Below are 16,663 nucleotides of genomic sequence, written 5' to 3'. Positions count from 1 at the left end.
ACGGTGGTTGAGCCGGCCTCCATGTTCTTGCGCGGGTGCCCCGAAGTGACAGATCAGTGGTTGTTCGTGCAGCCGCCCGAGCCGTCGAAGACGGGGCGCGAGCTGCGGACCATCCCCGACAGCGGGTGGGCAAGCCTGCTGCAGCGGGCAAGCCGCCGTCCGGGAACAGGCCCACCCGCCACCCCGGCGTCCTCGCGGCCCAACGACGCGAACGAGTGCGCATACGCAGCGAGAGGAACATCCGATGGGGCGGCCGACCACCACGAACAGCAGCCTGACCACCCAACCGGAACCACCCTGCCCGTCGCAGCGCTAAAGGCCGATCGAGCGGTACTCGTCCAGTACGGCGAAGCCGGTGCTGTCGTACAGGCTCATCGCGACGTCGTTGCCGCCGAAGACGTTGAACATCATCGCCTCGTCGCCGCCTTGCCGGGTGGCCCACTCGCCGACAGCCATCGCGGCCCGGCCGTAACCCCTGCCGCGATGCTCCTTGTACACCTCCAGCGAGAAGCCGAAGGTCACGCCAGGCAGGAAGCCGTGGTTCACCCAGCCGGTGCCGACCGCCTGGCCGCCGGCCTCCATCACGTAGAAGGCGTGACCCGGGGTCAGGTACCCCTGCGGGAGGTAACGGGCGAAGTCCTGGTCGGACTTCTCCTTGGCCTGCTCCGGGGTCATGGCTCCGGCCCGGACGATGTCCGCGATGTTCGCGGCCTCCTCCGCGGCGTACCAGCCCGGGTACTCCTCCTCGGTGAGCCGGCGGACCGTCAGACCCGGAGGCAGCTCGGGCTGCTCGGCCGCGGCACGCATCCGGATCTGTCCCCGCACGGGGTAGTCGGCGAAGGCTCCCGCTCCGCCGGTGAGCCGGACCTCCACCCGCTGCGCACCCTGCTCGGCACACCACCGCTCGGCCCACGCGCGCGCCCGCGGCACCGTCAGGTCATGGATCCGGCCCACGGTCGAACCGTTGACCTCCGTTACCCCAACCGCGATCCACCCGCTGCCGTCCCTGGCAACCGTCCATCCGTCAATACCCTCCACTGCCCGTCCCAGCAGGGCCCGGGCCAGCGGCTCCGAGCACCCCGCAGCCCGGTACCCGGCCAACACCCGCTCCTCGAACCCGCCCCGCCACTCACCCTGGTCCGCCACGATCTGTATCCCGTTCATCCGCCCAGCCTAGAACAGGGGCACCGCCAGAGCCGGATGTCCAGAGGGCAACGCTCCCAGCACCTGGGAACCGGGCCAGTACTCGGCCCACGCGGCGAACCTTCCCGCACACAGCACTAGTTGAAGGATTTCGCGGCAGCGGTGTTGGAGCCGTTCGCGCGTACGGATCAGCGGTGATGGGGTTCGGTATACCTGCGCGGGTTGCTGACGGGCGGACGCAAGTCGGTCGAGCCACTTCATCAGGTCCAGCCCAAGGCACTCTGCCCACGGGCGGGCCCGCCCTCGCGTGGAAGATGCAGTCGGCCATCAGGCCGACCGCGCTGATCACCGATGACAGGGGGCTCCTCAAGGACGGCTGCGCCTCGGTGTACGTGACGCGGCTGTACACCGGCACCGCGGGCGAGGTCACCCATCACCAACTGCCAGGCCGGGGTGTCGCTGCACCTGAACCGGCGACCGTGCCTCGGATGCGGTCACACTGGCGGCTCTTCCTTCCGAAGACCTGGGACCCGGCTTCGCCGAAGGCCGATCCCGTGAGGTGGCAGCCTGGCGTGAGCACGAAGGTCAGCGGCCTGCAGCGGCTGTCGGCGGCGAGATGACCTGCGTGGTCGGTCCGCCGCAGGAGCATCCGAGGGCATGGTCGGGCGGCTCGCGTGGATCACCTGCGGGTGATCACGCCACCGCCCACTCCGCTGAGGAGTCCGGTCCGGCAGCAACGGCTCGATGCGGGCCCACTGGGCGTCGGCCCAGTGGCCGCAAGGTCCGGCCGGAGCTGTGTCCCCGCCGGGCCTCGAGGGCCGGTGAGTGCAGGGCGAGGCTGACGCCCTGCCGCCGTGTGCACTCCCACCCCGCAGACCCGCCGCCACGGACCGCTCCCCGTAGTACGCGGGCTCAGCGGGTCTCGTACCGGTCCTGCGCTTCGAGCACGTCGTCCGCGTAGCGCGCCGCCCACGCGCCCATCATCCGCATCGGCGTGAGCAACGCCGTGCCGGCCTCGGTCAGGGCGTAGTCCACGCGGGGCGGGGCCTCGGCGTAGGCGTGGCGTTCGACGAGGCCGTTGTACTCGAGCCGTCGCAGCGCCTCGTTCAGAACCTTCGGGCTGATCCCGCCGATCCGCGCCACCAGCGCGCGCGGCCGCATCGGGCCGGTCACCCCGAGCGTGAAGACCACGACACTGTCCCAGCGGTTCGCCAGCACCTCGAAGGCGACGCGCGCCCGACAGTCCGCCGTGTACGCGAGGTCCGGCAGGCCCGCGGCCGGATCGGTCAGATTTTCCATGCCGCCCATCCTGCCTCCGCCGATGGATACCGAACGGTGCGCGTCGGCGTCCGTAGCGTCAGCCACCGAACGGAACGAGCAGGACGAGACAGGACGAGAGGGAACACGACCATGCGTATAGGCGTACTGGGTACGGGGGACATGGCGGCGGCACTGGGCGGCGCGTGGGCGCGGGCCGGGCACGAGGTGTTCATCGGCGGGCGGGACGCGGCCGCTGCGGAGGCGCTCGCCGGGCGGATCGGGGCGGCCGGACACGGGACGCCCGCGCAGGCGGCGGGGTATGGGGAGGTGGTGTTGCTCGCCGTACCGGCCGGAGTCGCGCCGGCGCTCGCCCGGGAGCACGCCGGGGCACTTGCCGGGCGGACGGTCCTGGACTGCACGAACCCCCTCGCCCCCGGGCCCGGCGGGGTGATGCTGACGACCGGCGCCGGGGAGAGTGTGGCCGGCCTGATCGGGGCGGCGGCGCCAGGCGTACACGTGGTGAAGGCCTTCAACCTGGCCCACGCAAGCATGTGGAACCACCCTGCGGGCGCCTTCGGCGCGACCCCGCCCGCGGTGCCGTTCTGCGCGGACGACCCGGGGGCTGCCGGGCACGTCACGGAGCTGATCACCGGAATGGGGTGGAGCCCGATGCCCGCGGGCGGGCTGGACCGGGCGGCGTACGTGGAGGCCACGGCCGCATTCGTGATTGGCGTGTGGTGGGCGGGCGGCTCGCCCGCCCTGGCCTTCCCGGAACCCCCGAGGGCCGCCTGAGGCCCGCGGACCCGGCTGGCTGCTCGTCCCGGACCTTCCGCGCCTACTCCGGGGCGCGGGATCGAAGCCACGGTCCCGTCGTCTCTGCGGGAGCTGGTTAGTACCAGGTCCACACGGCACGGGATCTTCACCCGGGTACCGATGACACGCGGTACCCACTCGGGAAGGTCCGGGACGTGGCGGCGCACTTTGCAATAGCGAAGCTATGTTCAGGTGTTGCGAGGCCTCGCCTCGGCGGCTTCTGCTCGGCGGTCGGCGCGCACGATCAGCAACGAGACCAGCGATGCCGTCACGAGTACGCAACCGACAGCAATGTCGAGGACCCGGCTGCCGTTGTCGACCGCGGTCTCCTGCAACCCCAAGACGTAGGGCGAGGCGATCATCCACAGGCCCGCGAGGCCGATGATTGCATCGGAGCGCCAGCTGCTGCCCCGGTACAGCCGCAGGCCGACGACGAACATGAGGAAGGCCCCGACCATCGCCTCGTTGACCTGTGCATCCTTGGCTCCGTCATGAGTCACCATCGGAAAGATCCATAGGGCGGCGGAGGCGATGAACATGACGACCCCGAGGACCTGGTCGTGTATGCCCTGCCGGAAGGCGTGCGCCTGGGCCGGGGGGACCGCAGTGTGGTGCGGGTGGTAGATGGCCATAACGTCCTCCTTGCGGGGCGCCTACCCGGCAGCTGCGCAAACACCCCCGCCCGGGATGCCCGAGTCGCCCGAGATCGTTACAGAACCCGCCGGGGGGACACCGGGTGCTGGGCGACGGGCCCGGGCTGATCCTCCGGGCCGTGGAGCTGGTCGAGTAGTCGGCCGGCGTCGACAAACTGGGGCGCGGTGCGCCGCGCCATTGCTCCGGGACCGCGCCCCAGCCCTCCTTCTAGACGCGCGTCGTCGATGCCACGTAAAGCCCCTCCGCCGCCGACGTGCGTGAGCGGCATTGAGTCCACGCGGACGGGAGGCAGGCCTCAGCGCGTGCAGGCGGGAGAAGCTCTGCACCAGGGGGGCGCCTGGCCGAGGGCCCGGCAGTGCCGTGTCCGACGGCGGTCACCATTCGGGGTGTACGTCGTGGCTGTCGTAGCGGACCCCGGCGGCGGTGATCCAGGGGCGGAAACGTGCGGGCGTCGTATGGTCGTGGGTGTAGATGACTGGTTCGCCTGTGTCGTCGGTGACGATGACGGCCCCGGCCTTCTGCGCACTGCGCAGGGCGTGCGTCCAGTGGCGGCCACGTCGGCCGGTGCGGTAGTCAGGGATCTTGCATTGGGACATTGGTCACCGCCTTGTAGCGCGGATTCGACCCGCGGCAGGTCGCGTATCGGACGGGCGTTATACCCGCCTTGCCCCGGATTTGAACTCTGCCGTGAGGAGAGGGGGCAGGTGCCGACGGCTGGAGGAGAACGGCCGCGTCCGAGCGACATCAAGCCGGTGCCGGAAGGCGGCAGGTCCACCTGCGCGGCGCTCCCCCGGTAGCAGCGTCGCTGCCTGCTCGTTCAGCTGCTGTCGGCACCGTCAGCTCACCAGCGGGACGGGTCCCATGCTTCGGGCCCGGTGCCCCGCCACTCCACGAAGGCGGGATCTGTGAGGTCGACGTCCTCGGCGTCCTCGAGCCCGGCCGCCGCGAGGAAAACACGCAGGTCGGCCGGGCGGCGCCCGAATCCGATGGCGACGCCGTCGTAGCGGACCCGGCGCCGGCCCTCTTCGTCCGGCGGACGGACGATCAGCTCTGCGGCCCTGCGCAAAGCCTCCGCCTGCCGACTCCGGCAGCACCCGGCCGGGCCCGCACGGGTGCGGACCGGTCCGGGAGGCGCGGATGTCGTGGACGGCCTGGCGCACCACCGCGCGTACGGTCGGCTCATCGAGGGCTGGATTGCCGCTGCGGGCGAGCGTGACGAGGCGGCGGCTGATGAGCTGCGCGCCGTCGCTGGCGCGGCCGGAGACGCCGATCAGGGCGCACTGGGACAGACCGTAGTCGAGCGTGACGGGGTCGGTGTCTCGCACGCGAGACGGTCCGGGCCGGCATCGACGGCGTCGTGGATCGCGGCCAGGGCGCGGGCGATGTCGAGCAACTGGTACGCGTGCGCGCGGCTGAGGCCGAACTCCGCGTCGCAATAGGTCTCCCAGCTGGGCAGGCCCAGGGGGACCCGGACGCGGACGGCGTGGGCGTCACGAACCCGTGCGGCGAGCACCGCGACGGAGCGCCGGACGTCGTCCATCGCTTCGCGCAGCCCGGCCGTCACTGCCCGGGCCTGCGCCACGGTCAGTGGCGGCGGCGCCGGGTCGGAGTCGCCCAGGGTGAGCGTCCGCATGGGGCTGCGCAGCCCGACCGGCCGGCTACGCCATGGTCGCGGGGGGAGCGGTTCGAGAGATCGGAACCCTGCCTGGGCGGGTAGCCCGCATGGCCGACGCTCCTTGAGGGTGGGTAGGTCGAACGGGATCTTGAGCTGATCGCGACGGGCGTAGCTGCTGACGACCGAGGTTCCGGCCCGGCCGAGAACGGCTCCGATGGGCTGTTCCTTCATTCCGGCCTGACGGCTTCAGGCTGCGCTGGCAGCCCCGCGAGCTGCTGCGCCCGTCCTGAAGGCCCACGGCAACGACGATCCACGTCGCGCTGACCACCTGCTGGCCGGCGACGGCCCAGCGCCGCGCTCACGCACGGCCGCCGCCGACCAGGCCCCGCCTCGGGGTTCACCCACTCTCGCCGCGTCCGAGGCTCGGGAGCACTGCGAGAGGGCCGGGGAGGCCGGTGGGCCCCCGGACGAGGCCGGCGAGAAGGTCAGACTTCGCCGCGCCAGGCGCCGGTCTCGCGGCCGCGGTCCTCGATGTACTCCTTGAACCGCTTCAGGTCGCCGGTGACCTGTCGTTTGACGAAGCCGAGCTTGTCGCCGACGTTCTCGGCGAAGCCCTCCGGGTCGTAGTCGAGCTGCAGCATCACCTTGGTCTTGTTGTCCGCGAGGTGGTGGAAGGTGACCACGCCGGCCTGCTTCACGTCACCACCCAGGGCGGTCCAGGCGACCCGCTCGTCGGGGATCTGCTCGGTGATCTCCGCCTCGAACTCCTTCTTCACCCCGCCGATCTTCGCCACCCAGTGCGTCATCGTGTCGGTGCGCTGCTCGATGCGCTCCACACCGTCCATGAAGTGCGGAAACGACTCGAACTGCGTCCACTGGTTGTACGCGGTGCGCACGGGGACATCGACCTCGACGGACTCTTCGACCTGCGACACAGGAGCGTCCTTCCTCTTCGCCGGCCGGGCGGTGCCCGGCCGTACCCGGGGAGCCTTTCCCCTGCCCGCGCCTGTGCCCGCGATCGGCGCCTCTATCACCCCCGAACAGCTGCACCCTGCGGTGGAGAGGGTGGATCAGGACAGTGAGGACGGCTGGCGGGCCGGGGCATCTGGCGCAGGAGTTCCCACAGGGGGCGGGAGCCCGCCGCCCACTCGGCGAGGGCCTTGCGGTCCACCAGGTGCCGGCGCTGCTCCTTTGCGAAGCCGTCGCGTTGCTGGTGATCCGGCGCCGGTCAGCATGACCAGCACATCGCCGCCGTGGGCCTGGCGGCCGGTTCCGTTGAGGACGTGCAGGTCGGTCGTGCCGACCGGTTTCCGGACCATCCGTCCTTGCGGTGTTGGCACTGGATGACCCACCGGCGCCCATAGGGGTCCATGGGCTTGCGTGGGGCGTTGGATCCGGCGTCCCGGCAGCGCACATTGCGGCATGCCGCCATTTGGTTCCAGGCGGCCCCCCACATGTATGAACATTCGGAAAGGTGTGCAGTCCAAGGTGGGGGCGGCGTGGGATGTTTCGGGCCGAGACGAAGCAGTCTGCGAGCCACGCGTTGTCCCTGGCCCATGCCATACCTTGCCTCGCGCGTGGGTCGCGTTCCTGTCTTCGCATGGGACGCAGGTGTGACGACTTCCCGTGTCGGTCGGCCTGCGCTGACGTAAGAGGAGATCGTATGAGGAAGCTCGCTTGGCCTGCACGCAGTGCCGCGGCGATGTCGGTAGCCCTGCTCGCGGGTGCGCTGGCAGTCCCGTCTGCGGCCGCGCACGCAGGACCTGACCCCAAGGCACCTGCGATGACTGCGCAGTCTTCGCCCGTCGCGGAGGATGATGATTCCAGCCGGCGCTGCACAACGAATCGTGATGTGAGTTCCGCGGTCGTGGACTCCAACCGTTCCCCCCTGTTCGAGACGGTGTTCCGCGCCGCGACCGACCAGCAGGGCCATGCCTTCCTCAACGACAGCCGCAACCCCGGAGTGTGGATCAACCTCGCCCTCCTCCCCGGCGCGCCCAGGTGCACCTTCGACACCGCGGTCTCCGTGACCGAACAGAACCCCGGTCGGCTCTTCATCACCCTCCTGGGAAGTGACGGCGCCCTCTACGAAACCCGCTGCACCACCACCGGCGGAGTCCCCTTCACCCCGTCGAACCTGGCGACTGCATGCGCGCCTGGCTTCACCCCCCTGCCCAGCACCCCCGTCTAAACCCGCTCAAGAGAGGCTGGCCGTCGACGTCGTCGACGGCCAGCAGCCTCCTGTGCCCGCCCCCGGGTCGGGCGGGCACAGGGACGACTCCGCCCCGGCTGCTGCGCCCCTCCATCACGGCCTTATGCGGTGCAGTGACAGGTAGAAGTGCCTGCACGGCGATGGCGCATGTCCAGGGCGGTGCGGATCCTGTCGGAGGTGGCTGGCATCGTGCGGTGGACCTGGGCAGCGCCTCGAGTGGCTCCCCGCCCGGCGGCCACGACGGACGATCCTCAGCCGGGGCGGCCCCGGCTGGACGACCGGACGATCCTCAACGGGATCGTGGGGAAGTTCCGCACTGGGGCCGCATGGCGGGACGCGCCCTCGCGATACGGGTCGTGGGCAGTCTCTACACCCGTTCCGCAGTCGGCCCTCGGCCGGTCCCGCGGCGGACTGACCAGCAAGATCCACCTCGCCTGCGGCGGTGCGGGTCGGCCGCTGGCCTTCGTACTGACCGGGGGGAACACCGATGACTGCACCCTCGGAACCAGCACCCATCGTCGAGGCCACGCCGACGGCCGTAAGTCCGCCCACGGCCAAGGAAGTCACGCAGCCGGTCGATGTCCCAGCGAACCGTGCGGACGGTCACCCTCAGCCGCTCGGCGAGGTCCGCGCCGTACCATTCGCGGCGTGTCTGGAGCAGCGACAGCAGTCGCAGCACCCTGACCGTCATCTCAGCTGGTCTAGTCAGCCGGCCCGTCGGCGGGGTCATTTTCGACGGTGAGCAGCTGGTCCGTGCCGGTCACAGCGAGCAGACGAGCCAGTTGGCGTGGCAAAGGGCCCACCAGTCGCAGGTCGCATCTGTCGTTGCAGCTGACGAGCAGGTGCAAGAACGTGGAGTCGCCGAAGGTGATACCGCGGACGTCCAGGACCAGTCGATCGACGCCGGCCTCGAGAGCCGTATCGCACGCGGTGCGCAGGGGAGCAAGGCTGGTCAGGTCGAATTCGCCCGCACATTGCACCACCCAGAGCCCGTCGCGGTCGGGCAGGACCGTCACGTTCGTCTCCAACAACGCCTCCTCCAGCACACGACACCGATCCTGACGTCCAGCTTGCCCGACCTGCGAGCCACTCACCAGCCGCCGATGACCTCCAAGGCAGATGAAGGCGTACGCGTGGCCGACGAAAGCACGGCCGGCTCGCGCCAGGACGTGAGGAGCCCGTCCCGGGGGGGCTCGGGGTGACCTTGAGGCGGCTGTGTACCCGCCCTGCCGACGAGGTCCCGCAGGATCGTTCCGCAACGGGCAGCCGTGCCGCAGCAACCGGCTCGCAACCGGCTCCATCTGGCGGAACGGGTCAGCCTGCGGTCTTCCGGAGGGCCTCCCGGCCTGCCCGGTTGCCGGAGCGAAGCGACCTGGATGGATCAGGCCAAGCGCAGGGCAGCGTTGATGATCTTCCCGTCGGGAAGAGGGGTGATGGCGATGTGGTCGGCCAGCTGTTGAATGAGGGGCCATCCGTATCCGCCCGGACTGGCGCGGGTGCGCGGGCGGGCGGCAGGTGTGCGCGAGCTGGCGTCGCCGACGGACAGGTGCAGAGTGCCTTCCGTGATGGCGACGCGGAAAAGGGTGAGGCCGCCGCCGTGTCGTACTGCGTTGGTGACGAGTTCCGTCGTGACCATGAGCGCATCGGCTGCGATCACGCTGTCGAGGCTGATGCCGGCTCGCTCCAGCAGGGCGGCGACGCTGTGGCGGGCAGCGGCCGGGGTGACGGCGACCGGCTGGTCGCCGTCCACAGGGCGACCGGAGCCGGGAGTGCCGTCGGCTGCGGGCGGGTTCATAGGGTTATCGCCTGCCCTCGGTCGGGAGAGTCGTACCGCCTCTGACCCGTTCGGCTGAGTGGTGATCAGCGTGCCACCGCACACGGGGCTCCACGGGGTTGCCCGGGGGGAAAGCTGATACCTGCCGGTGAGGGCCGCGCGCAGACGCGCGGCCCTCACCGGGTGGGTCCATTTACGCCGGAACGCCGTCCGTCCGGGTCATCCCGCTATCGTCTGGCCGGGAAGCCGGACCGATGGGGCGCCTGTCGGACGGCGAACAGATCAGGCCAGGTTGATGTTCTCGGCCTGGGGGCCCTTCTGGCCCTGGGTGACGTCGAACGTCACGGCCTGGCCTTCCTGGAGCTCGCGGAAGCCCGAGGAGTTGATCGCGGAGTAGTGGGCGAAGACGTCCGGGCCGCCGCCGTCCTGGGCGATGAAGCCGAAGCCCTTTTCAGCGTTGAACCACTTCACAGTTCCCGTAGCCATGTCTCATGCCTTCCAGTCGATGAACGCCTCCCGCAACCTGCGACAGGCGGAGGTGATCGCCCTGGTTCCTGCGGCACAGCACAGCAAAACACCCACGCCGAAGGCGTGGGTAAGGGAACTTCCGAACCACGACAGCTGACCCAGACGTTACACGTCCCCACGCCGTGTCACCAGAGGGAACGGGTTCGTACGCGCACTCTCACTACGGTCCCGGGCCCGCCGGCTCGGCGGACGCGGGCATGGTTTCAAGCCGCGGCCGACGGGTTCGCCGAACCGGTGGCACGGCGGTACTCGGCGTTCATCCGCTGGGCTTCTTCCAGCTGGTCTTCGAGGATGACGATGCGGCAGGCAGCCTCGATCGGGGTGCCCTGGTCGACGAGCTCGCGGGCACGGGCGGCGATCCGCAGCTGGTAGCGGGAGTAACGCCGGTGACCACCCGCGGAGCGGAGCGGAGTGATCAGGCGCGCTTCGCCGATCGCACGGAGAAAGCCCTGGGTGGTCCCGAGCATGTCGGCGGCCCGGCCCATGGTGTAGGCGGGGAAGTTGTCGTCGTCCAGGTGGCCGCCAAGCGGCCCGGCGGGGCTTTCTGCTGTCATCGCACCTCTTTCGTGGAACGCGTGGAGGGGCCCTGGTGCCTATGGCACCAGGGCCCCGAAGGAACTGCTACACCATCTGCCGGCCCTGGTAACTGCGCCGGCCTTCTGTTTCCGCTACCCGTCCGAACGGGGACGAGTGGTGCGGGGATCGCGGTGCTTGACCGGAGACCACCTCACTATCGATGTCCTGCGGTACCCGGACTCGCGTGGCGTCCGGGCGATCCTGATGGCGCCTCAACCCCTCCGTTCTTCCCTCTGGTGATCAACTACTTACCTGCAGGAACTGCTGCACTGCTGATACTGCGAACTGCGGGTACTGCTCCACTCGGTACTGCTGGTACTGCGTACTGCTCGGTACTGCTTTTCCTACGCGCGGCCTGACCAAGCGCCACGCTTCGGCAGCCAGCCCCGTTGCCCATCCTGCATCTGCTCTGGCCTAGAACCCCACTGCCGAACTTCCCGGTGCGCGCGCCCGCAGCCGACGCCTTCACCGAGGGTGCTGCTCACTGACTTCACTGCTGGGTACTGCACTTACTGCGGGTACTTCCACTGCGTTGAACTGCGGTACTGCTGGTGGCGGCCCCTGATCACTGCGGGCCACCCGGTCCGGTCGTCAGCCCCGTCGCCGTCCTGCAACAACCCTGGCTCCGGAACTCCACCACCGCACCGTCCTGCTGACTGCAACTACCTGTACTGCGGATACTGCTGCCCGGCAGTTCGTCTCTGCCGGGCCCTTCGGTCTCTCTGGGCTACGAGAGAAACCATACCTAGATCGCCACCCAATGTCTACTCCGGCCGTCATAGATTTTCAGGCGTCGGGCTTTGAGGTAATCAACAGGGGCGGGGGTGGTGTCCAACCGGGCCGACTGAGCCCACGCCCGGCAGCCCATCCGCGCATGACCGCAGAGGGGCCAACGGTCGGCGGAAACCTGCGGGGCCTCAGATCCTCATGGTGCAATGGGCGTGTCCGGCACCGCCCCTCGGCGGCGGACCTTCGCACATCGGCGTCGAAGGTCCCGGTGCGGGCGGCATCGAGCAGCAAGGGGAGCCTGTGACCGCAGGAGAGCCAGACGACGGGCGGAAGCCTCGCCCGCCCGCGGGCGGAAGCTACGGGGGTAGGGCGATGACGTTGGCGGGAGCGCTGGAGGCGGCGGAGGCCGCGGCGCCCGTGGAGTCGCTCGACGTGGTCGCCCGCATGCTCAAGGAACACCTCGGGGCGGCGTCGGTGTCGTTCCTGATCACCGACTTCACCGGTAGCTCGGTCGTACGGCTGGGGGCGGCGGACAGCGTCGAGACCGGCGAGCCGGCCCGGCGGATCCCGCTGCGCGGCACTCTCTACGACGACGTGATCCGCAGCCAACAGCCCCAGGTGGAGCACCGCGGCGAGAGCCGGCTGGTGCGCGTCGTCGCCCCGGTGACCAACCGCGGGGACGCCATCGGACTCCTCGAACTGTTCCTGCCCGCGGCGCCGGGCGCGGAGGCGATGCGGGAGATCGGCGAGACCGCGCACGCGCTGGCGTACATCGTCATCGCGAACCGGTCCCACACCGACGTGTACCAGTGGGGCCGGCGTACCAAGCCGCTGAGTTTGGCCGCGGAGATCCAGCACCGGCTGCTTCCGGCGTCGCTCGCGTGCGAGGCGGCACAGTTCGCGGTCGCCGGGGCACTGGAACCCGCCGACCACGTCGGGGGCGACACCTTCGACTATGTGATCGACCGGGACACGGTCCAGCTGTCGGTCACCGACGCCATGGGCCACGACGTCGATGCCGCACTGCTCGCCACCCTGGTGGTGGGCGCCCTGCGACGGGCCCGGAGAGAGGGTGCCGACCTCGCCGAACAGGCCCACCAAGCCGACCGGGCCATGCGCGTTCACGGCCGCACCGGCTACGTCACCGGCCAGCTGCTGCGCATCAGCCTGATCGACGGCAAGACGGAGTTCGTCAACGCCGGGCACCCCTGGCCACTGCGCATGCGGGACGGAGAAGTCCAGGAGATCGTTCCGACCGTCGATCTCCCCTTCGGCCTCAATGCCCGCGCACCGCAGGCCAACACCTACCGCGTGCAGACGCTGGACCTGCGCCCGGGTGATCGGCTGGTCATGCTGACCGACGGCATGCTCGAGCGCAACGCCGAGTACCTCGACCTGCAGGACCTGATCATCCGCACCCGCGCACTGCACCCCCGCGAAGCCGCCCGCACCCTCATCAAGGCGATCGTCGACGCCGGCGACGGCCACCTCGACGACGACGCAACCGTCATGTGCCTGGACTGGCACGGCGCCCACAACTCCCAGCGCGACGCTGCCCACGGCGCCGACCTCACCGACGCCTCACAACCCTCAAGGACAGGACCACCCGCTCCCGGACGATGACCCGGTCGGGGGGAGCGCAGGAGAGCTGCCCTCAGTCGCCTTGGTGGTGCCAGTGGTCGCCGGACGGCATGTGCGGCGACAGGTCGCGCGCACGCTGCCACATGCCCCGCGCCCGTTCGGCCGGACGCCGCTGCTCTCCGTGCAGCGCACCCAGGATCAGCAGGCCGCCGTCAGGGTCGAGGCGGCTACCCCCTGCTGGGTCGCGACCCGGGACGCGTTCACGGCGAGCAGGCCGCTGGTGCCGACGCGATGGGCGCCGATCGCCGCGGCATTGGCGGGAGTCCACTTCGCCCAGCCGAAGCTGGCGATCCGGGCGTTGTCACGCCAGCTGGCACTGTGCCCTTGACCTCGCCGTTGAGGCCGACCACGCCCATCAACGACCCTCCGCACCATGCGGCCAGGCCCCCATCGTGCATGCTGCGCAGGACGGTGTGGCGTTCAGACATGGGGACTCCTGACAGAGACCGCCACAATGTGCCGGTACCGGTGCCCGCCCAGCAACCACCCTCACCCGCCTCCGTACCGGCTGCGCCGAACCGCCGCAGCCACCCCGGCCCAGCGCACTCACGAACAAAGCCGGCATACCGGGACAACACAAAGTTTTCGGCCTCAGAGGGGGCAAGCGGGCGCCAAGGGGGCAGGCGCCTGACAAGTCCACCACCGGAAGGAGGCGCAATGGCCACAACCGCCCTCAACCAGCCTGTGCCCCGCACCGGCCACCCCGCAACAGCAGCCCGCGACGCCACCCGCGGCTTCCTCCACCGAGCCACCCAGGTCAGGCCCCCTGCCCGGCCCGAGAACGCCGACGGCGTCCTCCTGGTCGTGGCCGAACTCGTCACCAACGCGATCCGGCACACCGACGGGCCCTGCACCCTGCACCTGGAACTGCACAGGGATCACCTCGAAATCTGCGTCACCGACACCAGCCCCCACCCGCCCCGGCCACGCCGACCTCACACCGACGGAACCGGCGGATGGGGATGGCTGCTGATCAACCACCTCACCACCCGCGTCCGCATCGAACCCGCCCCCGGCGGCGGCAAGACCATCTGCGCCCACAGCCCCTGGTAGCACCCGCGGCTTGGCGTCGTCTCTCGGGGAGCACAAGGCGTCACCAGGGCGCTCTGCCCGCGCGGAACGAACCCGCCCGGACAGGGTGCCTCCCCGAGAAAGCTCCCGCAGCCGTCTGTTTCGACGGCACCGGGAGCCCTCAGCCGCGCAGCTCGCGTCGAGCAGCTGCGCGGGAGATCAGTGGCTGCCAGACATGGGTCGGCGTGTGCCGGGGCCGTGGCGGTTGGTATCGGTGTCGCGGGCGGCCGAGGCGGCCGCGAGGGCGAGGACGGTCGCGATGACACCGGTGATGAGGTTGCTGGTGATCGACCGGGTGTGGGCGACGTCCCCGGCGACGACCCAGGGCGCTACGCAGGTCCAGATGCCGATGGCCGCCGCCGCCCAGGCCATCGAGTGAGTGCGCTCGTAGGAATTGCCGAGCCCGCCGAGCAGGAGCATGTAGGCGATGCCGGCGATCAGGTTGGTGACAGCCAGGGTGGTGAAGCCGTTGAAGCCGGCGATCCACGGCGACGCGGCGAGGTAGAGACCGGTCAGCAGGGCCAGAGCCTCGACCATCTGTGCACGCGGGGTCGCGGCTGCGCGGTCGTGCCGGGCGCGCAGCTCCATCAGGTCCGGGTGCTCTTCGATCGGAGCGCGGTGGGTTGACGCCATGATGACCTCCAGAAGAGGAGTGGTTACCGCCCAACACCTACCCATAAAGCCGACATAAATCGATGGAAAGATAGACAAATATGGCGGGGTTGCGTGTCGAAACGGTCAAGACCCGAGTCCGGAACAGCCAGGCGGGCACGGGAGTGCCATGTCCGAAGTCCTCTCACGTCCCAAGAACCCGTTCACACGGCCCGCACACTCCCCCGCGGATCCTTCGTTCGAGGCCAGGCGGGGACGACGCGCAGGTTTCCGCGCACGGCTGCAGCGCAGGATCCGCGCCCAGCGCGACATCGACATCCTGTCCCCTTACGTCCCCGGCGCCGGGGACGTAACCGAGGAGTGCCTGCTCCTGGTCCACGTCCGCAAGGTCGTCGGACAGATCTCCTACCGGACCTGCACCGCATGCGCGGAAGGCGTGATCACCGCCGTCGACATCGACGAGCCTTACCACTCCAGCAGGCCACGCCTGAACACCCGCGTCCTCTCCCACCTGCGGTTCCGCCACCCCCACCTCACCTGGCACGACACCACGGCCGGGCACAGCACGCGCAACCTCCTGCACCGCCTGAGCCGCGTCACGCCTACCCCTGCGCCTACGCCCAGCAGCAGGTGCCTGCACACGGCCGGTGCGGATGTCGACGGTGGGTGACAAGGCGAGAGTCTCAGCGCCCCGCCTCCCCGACCGTCGCAGGCAAGCCGCGTAGATGTCGCCAAGCTGCTGGCTGGGATCGCTGCCGTCCCCAGGCCCGCGACGCGTTCGCCATCGCGGACACGGCCCGCGTCATGCCGCACGCACTCCGCTCGGCCGACCTCGAGATCGGGACCGCTCGACCGATTCAGCAGCCCGCCTCCACACCATCCGATGACGTCAGACCGCGCCGTGCGGAATCGACTCGCCTCTGATCAAGGATCCTGGCACTCTGCCCCTCATGCGTGCAGACCCCATCGACCAGGCGCAACGTCTCGTCCGCAGCCGATTTCCCGATGCCCTCTCCGTGGTTCTCGCCGGCTCCACAGCTACCGGACGAGTCACCGCCAGCAGTGACCTGGACATCGCGGTGCTCATCGAGGACGGCGGCATAACCTGCCGGGAGACGATCCGGTTCGAGGAACGTGTCGTCGAACTCTTCGTCCACACCCGTACCGGTCTGCTGGAGCTCTTCGCTGCCGATGTCGCCGCACGGCGCGCGGTCCTTCAGAACATGTATGCCTCCGGTCTCGTCCTGGTCGATTTCCATGGCGAGGCCGGGCGCGCTCGCGCCCTGGCCGAGGCGGACCTTCGTGCAGGTCCGCCTGCGCTGGCACGGGAGACCGTCGATACAAAGCGGTACGGTCTGACGGACGCACTGGACGACCTCGCTGACGCGAGTGACCCCATCGAGCGTCTGGCCGTGGCCGGGTACGTGGTCAATGCCGCCGCCGATCTGCTCTGCGATCACCATCACGCGTGGATCGGCGGCGGGAAATGGCTGCCCCGCCGCCTGCTGGAAGCCGACCCTCAGCGCGGAGCCGCCCTTCTCGAAGGACACCACCGCTTGTGCGGGTCAGGCGACCCCGCAGCACTGGTCAACGCAGCGTCGCAGGTGCTCGACCTCGTCGGCGGCCCTCTCCGCGAGGGATACCGCAGGACCTGGCACGGCACCATCGACTCGGTTGCCGCGCGGGGCTGACGGATGCGTCACGGGGCGCTTGAGTGCCGCCGGATCCGGTCAGCCCTGCTGCGGAGTCGGCTTCGGAGGGGTTCCGACGGTGACGTCCCGCATCCGGGCCCCGGTCTCTTTCATGCCATACGCACGGGTGACGGTCGACGAACGGTGGGCGGTCGGCGCGGTGCAGGAGAGAGTCGGTGAAGGGGGCCGACGGTTCCGAAGCAGCTGCCGCATCAGTCCTGGACGGCGACGCGCCAGTCGCCGGGATCCGGTTCAGCGTCAGGAAGTAGGCGGCATTGCCCTGCTCGTCGGACCCCCACCGGACGCGGCCTGGGGTGGAAGGGCCAGGGGACGTGTCCGGCATC

Annotated in this window: 19 protein-coding genes and 3 pseudogenes; 9 read left to right on the top strand and 13 right to left on the bottom strand. The window is 69.9% G+C overall.

What is annotated here, in order from left to right; translation table 11 throughout:
* Nucleotides 1–170: 170 nt before the first annotated feature.
* Nucleotides 171–278 (top strand): annotated as a pseudogene (locus ACFWUZ_RS30235) (IS630 family transposase); the annotation flags it as partial.
* A gap of 34 nt (nucleotides 279–312) precedes the next feature.
* Here the strand turns inward: ACFWUZ_RS30235 and ACFWUZ_RS30230 are convergent.
* Nucleotides 313–1,164 carry a GNAT family N-acetyltransferase gene (locus ACFWUZ_RS30230; RefSeq protein ID WP_384379879.1) on the bottom strand — a complete coding sequence of 284 codons (852 nt, stop codon included), beginning with the start codon at nucleotides 1,162–1,164 and terminating at the stop codon, nucleotides 313–315.
* 293 nt (nucleotides 1,165–1,457) lie between these two features.
* Here ACFWUZ_RS30230 and ACFWUZ_RS30225 point away from each other — a divergent pair, with 293 nt between their 5' ends.
* Nucleotides 1,458–1,763, top strand: a complete 306-nt coding sequence (locus ACFWUZ_RS30225; protein ID WP_384379876.1) for a transposase — start codon at nucleotides 1,458–1,460, stop codon at nucleotides 1,761–1,763.
* Nucleotides 1,764–2,055: 292 nt separating this feature from the next.
* Here ACFWUZ_RS30225 and ACFWUZ_RS30220 read toward each other — a convergent pair whose 3' ends face one another.
* Complete coding sequence (locus ACFWUZ_RS30220) at nucleotides 2,056–2,442, bottom strand: winged helix-turn-helix transcriptional regulator (RefSeq protein ID WP_384379874.1); 387 nt, start codon at nucleotides 2,440–2,442, stop codon at nucleotides 2,056–2,058.
* A 111-nt stretch (nucleotides 2,443–2,553) separates the two neighbouring features.
* Here ACFWUZ_RS30220 and ACFWUZ_RS30215 point away from each other — a divergent pair, with 111 nt between their 5' ends.
* A complete protein-coding gene (locus ACFWUZ_RS30215) occupies nucleotides 2,554–3,195 on the top strand; it encodes an NADPH-dependent F420 reductase (RefSeq protein WP_384379871.1) in 642 nt (213 codons plus the stop codon).
* A 209-nt stretch (nucleotides 3,196–3,404) separates the two neighbouring features.
* Here ACFWUZ_RS30215 and ACFWUZ_RS30210 read toward each other — a convergent pair whose 3' ends face one another.
* The 5 genes from ACFWUZ_RS30210 to ACFWUZ_RS30190 form a co-directional block, all read right to left on the bottom strand.
* Nucleotides 3,405–3,848: a hypothetical protein gene (locus ACFWUZ_RS30210; RefSeq protein ID WP_384379868.1), complete on the bottom strand. Its 444-nt coding sequence runs from the start codon at nucleotides 3,846–3,848 to the stop codon at nucleotides 3,405–3,407.
* A 396-nt stretch (nucleotides 3,849–4,244) separates the two neighbouring features.
* Complete coding sequence (locus tag ACFWUZ_RS30205) at nucleotides 4,245–4,466, bottom strand: hypothetical protein (protein WP_384379865.1); 222 nt, start codon at nucleotides 4,464–4,466, stop codon at nucleotides 4,245–4,247.
* Between the two features lie 245 nt (nucleotides 4,467–4,711).
* Nucleotides 4,712–4,936, bottom strand: coding sequence for a hypothetical protein (locus tag ACFWUZ_RS30200; RefSeq protein WP_384379862.1), 225 nt, complete (start codon nucleotides 4,934–4,936; stop codon nucleotides 4,712–4,714).
* A 204-nt stretch (nucleotides 4,937–5,140) separates the two neighbouring features.
* Nucleotides 5,141–5,503, bottom strand: coding sequence for a hypothetical protein (locus ACFWUZ_RS30195; RefSeq protein ID WP_384379859.1), 363 nt, complete (start codon nucleotides 5,501–5,503; stop codon nucleotides 5,141–5,143).
* Nucleotides 5,504–5,970: 467 nt separating this feature from the next.
* On the bottom strand, nucleotides 5,971–6,420 hold the full coding sequence (locus tag ACFWUZ_RS30190) for an SRPBCC family protein (protein ID WP_384379856.1): 450 nt from the start codon (nucleotides 6,418–6,420) through the stop codon (nucleotides 5,971–5,973).
* Nucleotides 6,421–7,337: 917 nt separating this feature from the next.
* Here ACFWUZ_RS30190 and ACFWUZ_RS30185 point away from each other — a divergent pair.
* Both ACFWUZ_RS30185 and ACFWUZ_RS30180 read left to right on the top strand, forming a co-directional pair.
* Complete coding sequence (locus tag ACFWUZ_RS30185) at nucleotides 7,338–7,676, top strand: hypothetical protein (protein ID WP_384379853.1); 339 nt, start codon at nucleotides 7,338–7,340, stop codon at nucleotides 7,674–7,676.
* 168 nt (nucleotides 7,677–7,844) lie between these two features.
* Nucleotides 7,845–8,198, top strand: a pseudogene (locus ACFWUZ_RS30180) (transposase); the annotation flags it as partial.
* A gap of 61 nt (nucleotides 8,199–8,259) precedes the next feature.
* On the opposite strand, the pseudogene ACFWUZ_RS30175 reads toward ACFWUZ_RS30180, so the two are convergent.
* From ACFWUZ_RS30175 to ACFWUZ_RS30155, 5 genes and pseudogenes are all read right to left on the bottom strand, one after another.
* A pseudogene (locus ACFWUZ_RS30175) lies at nucleotides 8,260–8,427 on the bottom strand (HTH domain-containing protein); the annotation flags it as partial.
* Nucleotides 8,399–8,743, bottom strand: coding sequence for an STAS domain-containing protein (locus ACFWUZ_RS30170; RefSeq protein WP_384379850.1), 345 nt, complete (start codon nucleotides 8,741–8,743; stop codon nucleotides 8,399–8,401). The pseudogene ACFWUZ_RS30175 and the gene ACFWUZ_RS30170, both read right to left, overlap by 29 nt.
* Nucleotides 8,744–9,078: 335 nt before the next feature.
* Nucleotides 9,079–9,492, bottom strand: coding sequence for an ATP-binding protein (locus ACFWUZ_RS30165; RefSeq protein WP_384379847.1), 414 nt, complete (start codon nucleotides 9,490–9,492; stop codon nucleotides 9,079–9,081).
* Between the two features lie 261 nt (nucleotides 9,493–9,753).
* Nucleotides 9,754–9,957, bottom strand: coding sequence for a cold-shock protein (locus tag ACFWUZ_RS30160; protein WP_065965692.1), 204 nt, complete (start codon nucleotides 9,955–9,957; stop codon nucleotides 9,754–9,756).
* A 245-nt stretch (nucleotides 9,958–10,202) separates the two neighbouring features.
* On the bottom strand, nucleotides 10,203–10,553 hold the full coding sequence (locus ACFWUZ_RS30155; RefSeq protein WP_384379843.1) for a MerR family transcriptional regulator: 351 nt from the start codon (nucleotides 10,551–10,553) through the stop codon (nucleotides 10,203–10,205).
* 1,123 nt (nucleotides 10,554–11,676) lie between these two features.
* Between ACFWUZ_RS30155 and ACFWUZ_RS30150 the strand changes: the two genes are divergently transcribed.
* Together ACFWUZ_RS30150 and ACFWUZ_RS30145 are read left to right on the top strand one after the other, a co-directional pair.
* The gene (locus tag ACFWUZ_RS30150) at nucleotides 11,677–12,927 is read left to right on the top strand and encodes a PP2C family protein-serine/threonine phosphatase (protein WP_384379840.1); all 1,251 of its coding nucleotides are present in this window, start codon (nucleotides 11,677–11,679) and stop codon (nucleotides 12,925–12,927) included.
* A gap of 675 nt (nucleotides 12,928–13,602) precedes the next feature.
* Nucleotides 13,603–13,998 (top strand): ATP-binding protein, encoded by a 396-nt coding sequence (locus ACFWUZ_RS30145; RefSeq protein ID WP_384379837.1) that lies wholly within the window; start codon nucleotides 13,603–13,605, stop codon nucleotides 13,996–13,998.
* Between the two features lie 177 nt (nucleotides 13,999–14,175).
* Here the strand turns inward: ACFWUZ_RS30145 and ACFWUZ_RS30140 are convergent, their stop codons facing one another.
* Nucleotides 14,176–14,649 carry an SPW repeat protein gene (locus ACFWUZ_RS30140; protein WP_384379834.1) on the bottom strand — a complete coding sequence of 158 codons (474 nt, stop codon included), beginning with the start codon at nucleotides 14,647–14,649 and terminating at the stop codon, nucleotides 14,176–14,178.
* Between the two features lie 148 nt (nucleotides 14,650–14,797).
* On the opposite strand from ACFWUZ_RS30140, the gene ACFWUZ_RS30135 reads away from it, so the two are divergent.
* Together ACFWUZ_RS30135 and ACFWUZ_RS30130 are read left to right on the top strand one after the other, a co-directional pair.
* Complete coding sequence (locus ACFWUZ_RS30135) at nucleotides 14,798–15,298, top strand: hypothetical protein (RefSeq protein ID WP_384379831.1); 501 nt, start codon at nucleotides 14,798–14,800, stop codon at nucleotides 15,296–15,298.
* Between the two features lie 280 nt (nucleotides 15,299–15,578).
* Nucleotides 15,579–16,319: a nucleotidyltransferase domain-containing protein gene (locus ACFWUZ_RS30130; protein ID WP_384379828.1), complete on the top strand. Its 741-nt coding sequence runs from the start codon at nucleotides 15,579–15,581 to the stop codon at nucleotides 16,317–16,319.
* Nucleotides 16,320–16,663: the final 344 nt, after the last annotated feature.

The organism is Streptomyces sp. NPDC058646, assembly GCF_042716875.1.
Classification (GTDB): Bacteria; Actinomycetota; Actinomycetes; order Streptomycetales; family Streptomycetaceae; genus Streptomyces.
The sequence above is the reverse complement of the archived record's forward strand: the minus strand, read 5'-3'. Positions and strand labels throughout refer to the sequence as shown.

Coding starts and splice junctions, on each gene's coding strand:
- ACFWUZ_RS30230 (WP_384379879.1), bottom strand. CDS start 1,164: ATGAACGGGATACAGATCGTGGCGGACCAGGGTGAGTGGCGGGGCGGG.
- ACFWUZ_RS30225 (WP_384379876.1), top strand. CDS start 1,458: ATGCAGTCGGCCATCAGGCCGACCGCGCTGATCACCGATGACAGGGGG.
- ACFWUZ_RS30220 (WP_384379874.1), bottom strand. CDS start 2,442: ATGGAAAATCTGACCGATCCGGCCGCGGGCCTGCCGGACCTCGCGTAC.
- ACFWUZ_RS30215 (WP_384379871.1), top strand. CDS start 2,554: ATGCGTATAGGCGTACTGGGTACGGGGGACATGGCGGCGGCACTGGGC.
- ACFWUZ_RS30210 (WP_384379868.1), bottom strand. CDS start 3,848: ATGGCCATCTACCACCCGCACCACACTGCGGTCCCCCCGGCCCAGGCG.
- ACFWUZ_RS30205 (WP_384379865.1), bottom strand. CDS start 4,466: ATGTCCCAATGCAAGATCCCTGACTACCGCACCGGCCGACGTGGCCGC.
- ACFWUZ_RS30195 (WP_384379859.1), bottom strand. CDS start 5,503: ATGCGGACGCTCACCCTGGGCGACTCCGACCCGGCGCCGCCGCCACTG.
- ACFWUZ_RS30165 (WP_384379847.1), bottom strand. CDS start 9,492: ATGAACCCGCCCGCAGCCGACGGCACTCCCGGCTCCGGTCGCCCTGTG.
- ACFWUZ_RS30160 (WP_065965692.1), bottom strand. CDS start 9,957: ATGGCTACGGGAACTGTGAAGTGGTTCAACGCTGAAAAGGGCTTCGGC.
- ACFWUZ_RS30155 (WP_384379843.1), bottom strand. CDS start 10,553: ATGACAGCAGAAAGCCCCGCCGGGCCGCTTGGCGGCCACCTGGACGAC.
- ACFWUZ_RS30150 (WP_384379840.1), top strand. CDS start 11,677: ATGACGTTGGCGGGAGCGCTGGAGGCGGCGGAGGCCGCGGCGCCCGTG.
- ACFWUZ_RS30145 (WP_384379837.1), top strand. CDS start 13,603: ATGGCCACAACCGCCCTCAACCAGCCTGTGCCCCGCACCGGCCACCCC.
- ACFWUZ_RS30140 (WP_384379834.1), bottom strand. CDS start 14,649: ATGGCGTCAACCCACCGCGCTCCGATCGAAGAGCACCCGGACCTGATG.
- ACFWUZ_RS30135 (WP_384379831.1), top strand. CDS start 14,798: ATGTCCGAAGTCCTCTCACGTCCCAAGAACCCGTTCACACGGCCCGCA.
- ACFWUZ_RS30130 (WP_384379828.1), top strand. CDS start 15,579: ATGCGTGCAGACCCCATCGACCAGGCGCAACGTCTCGTCCGCAGCCGA.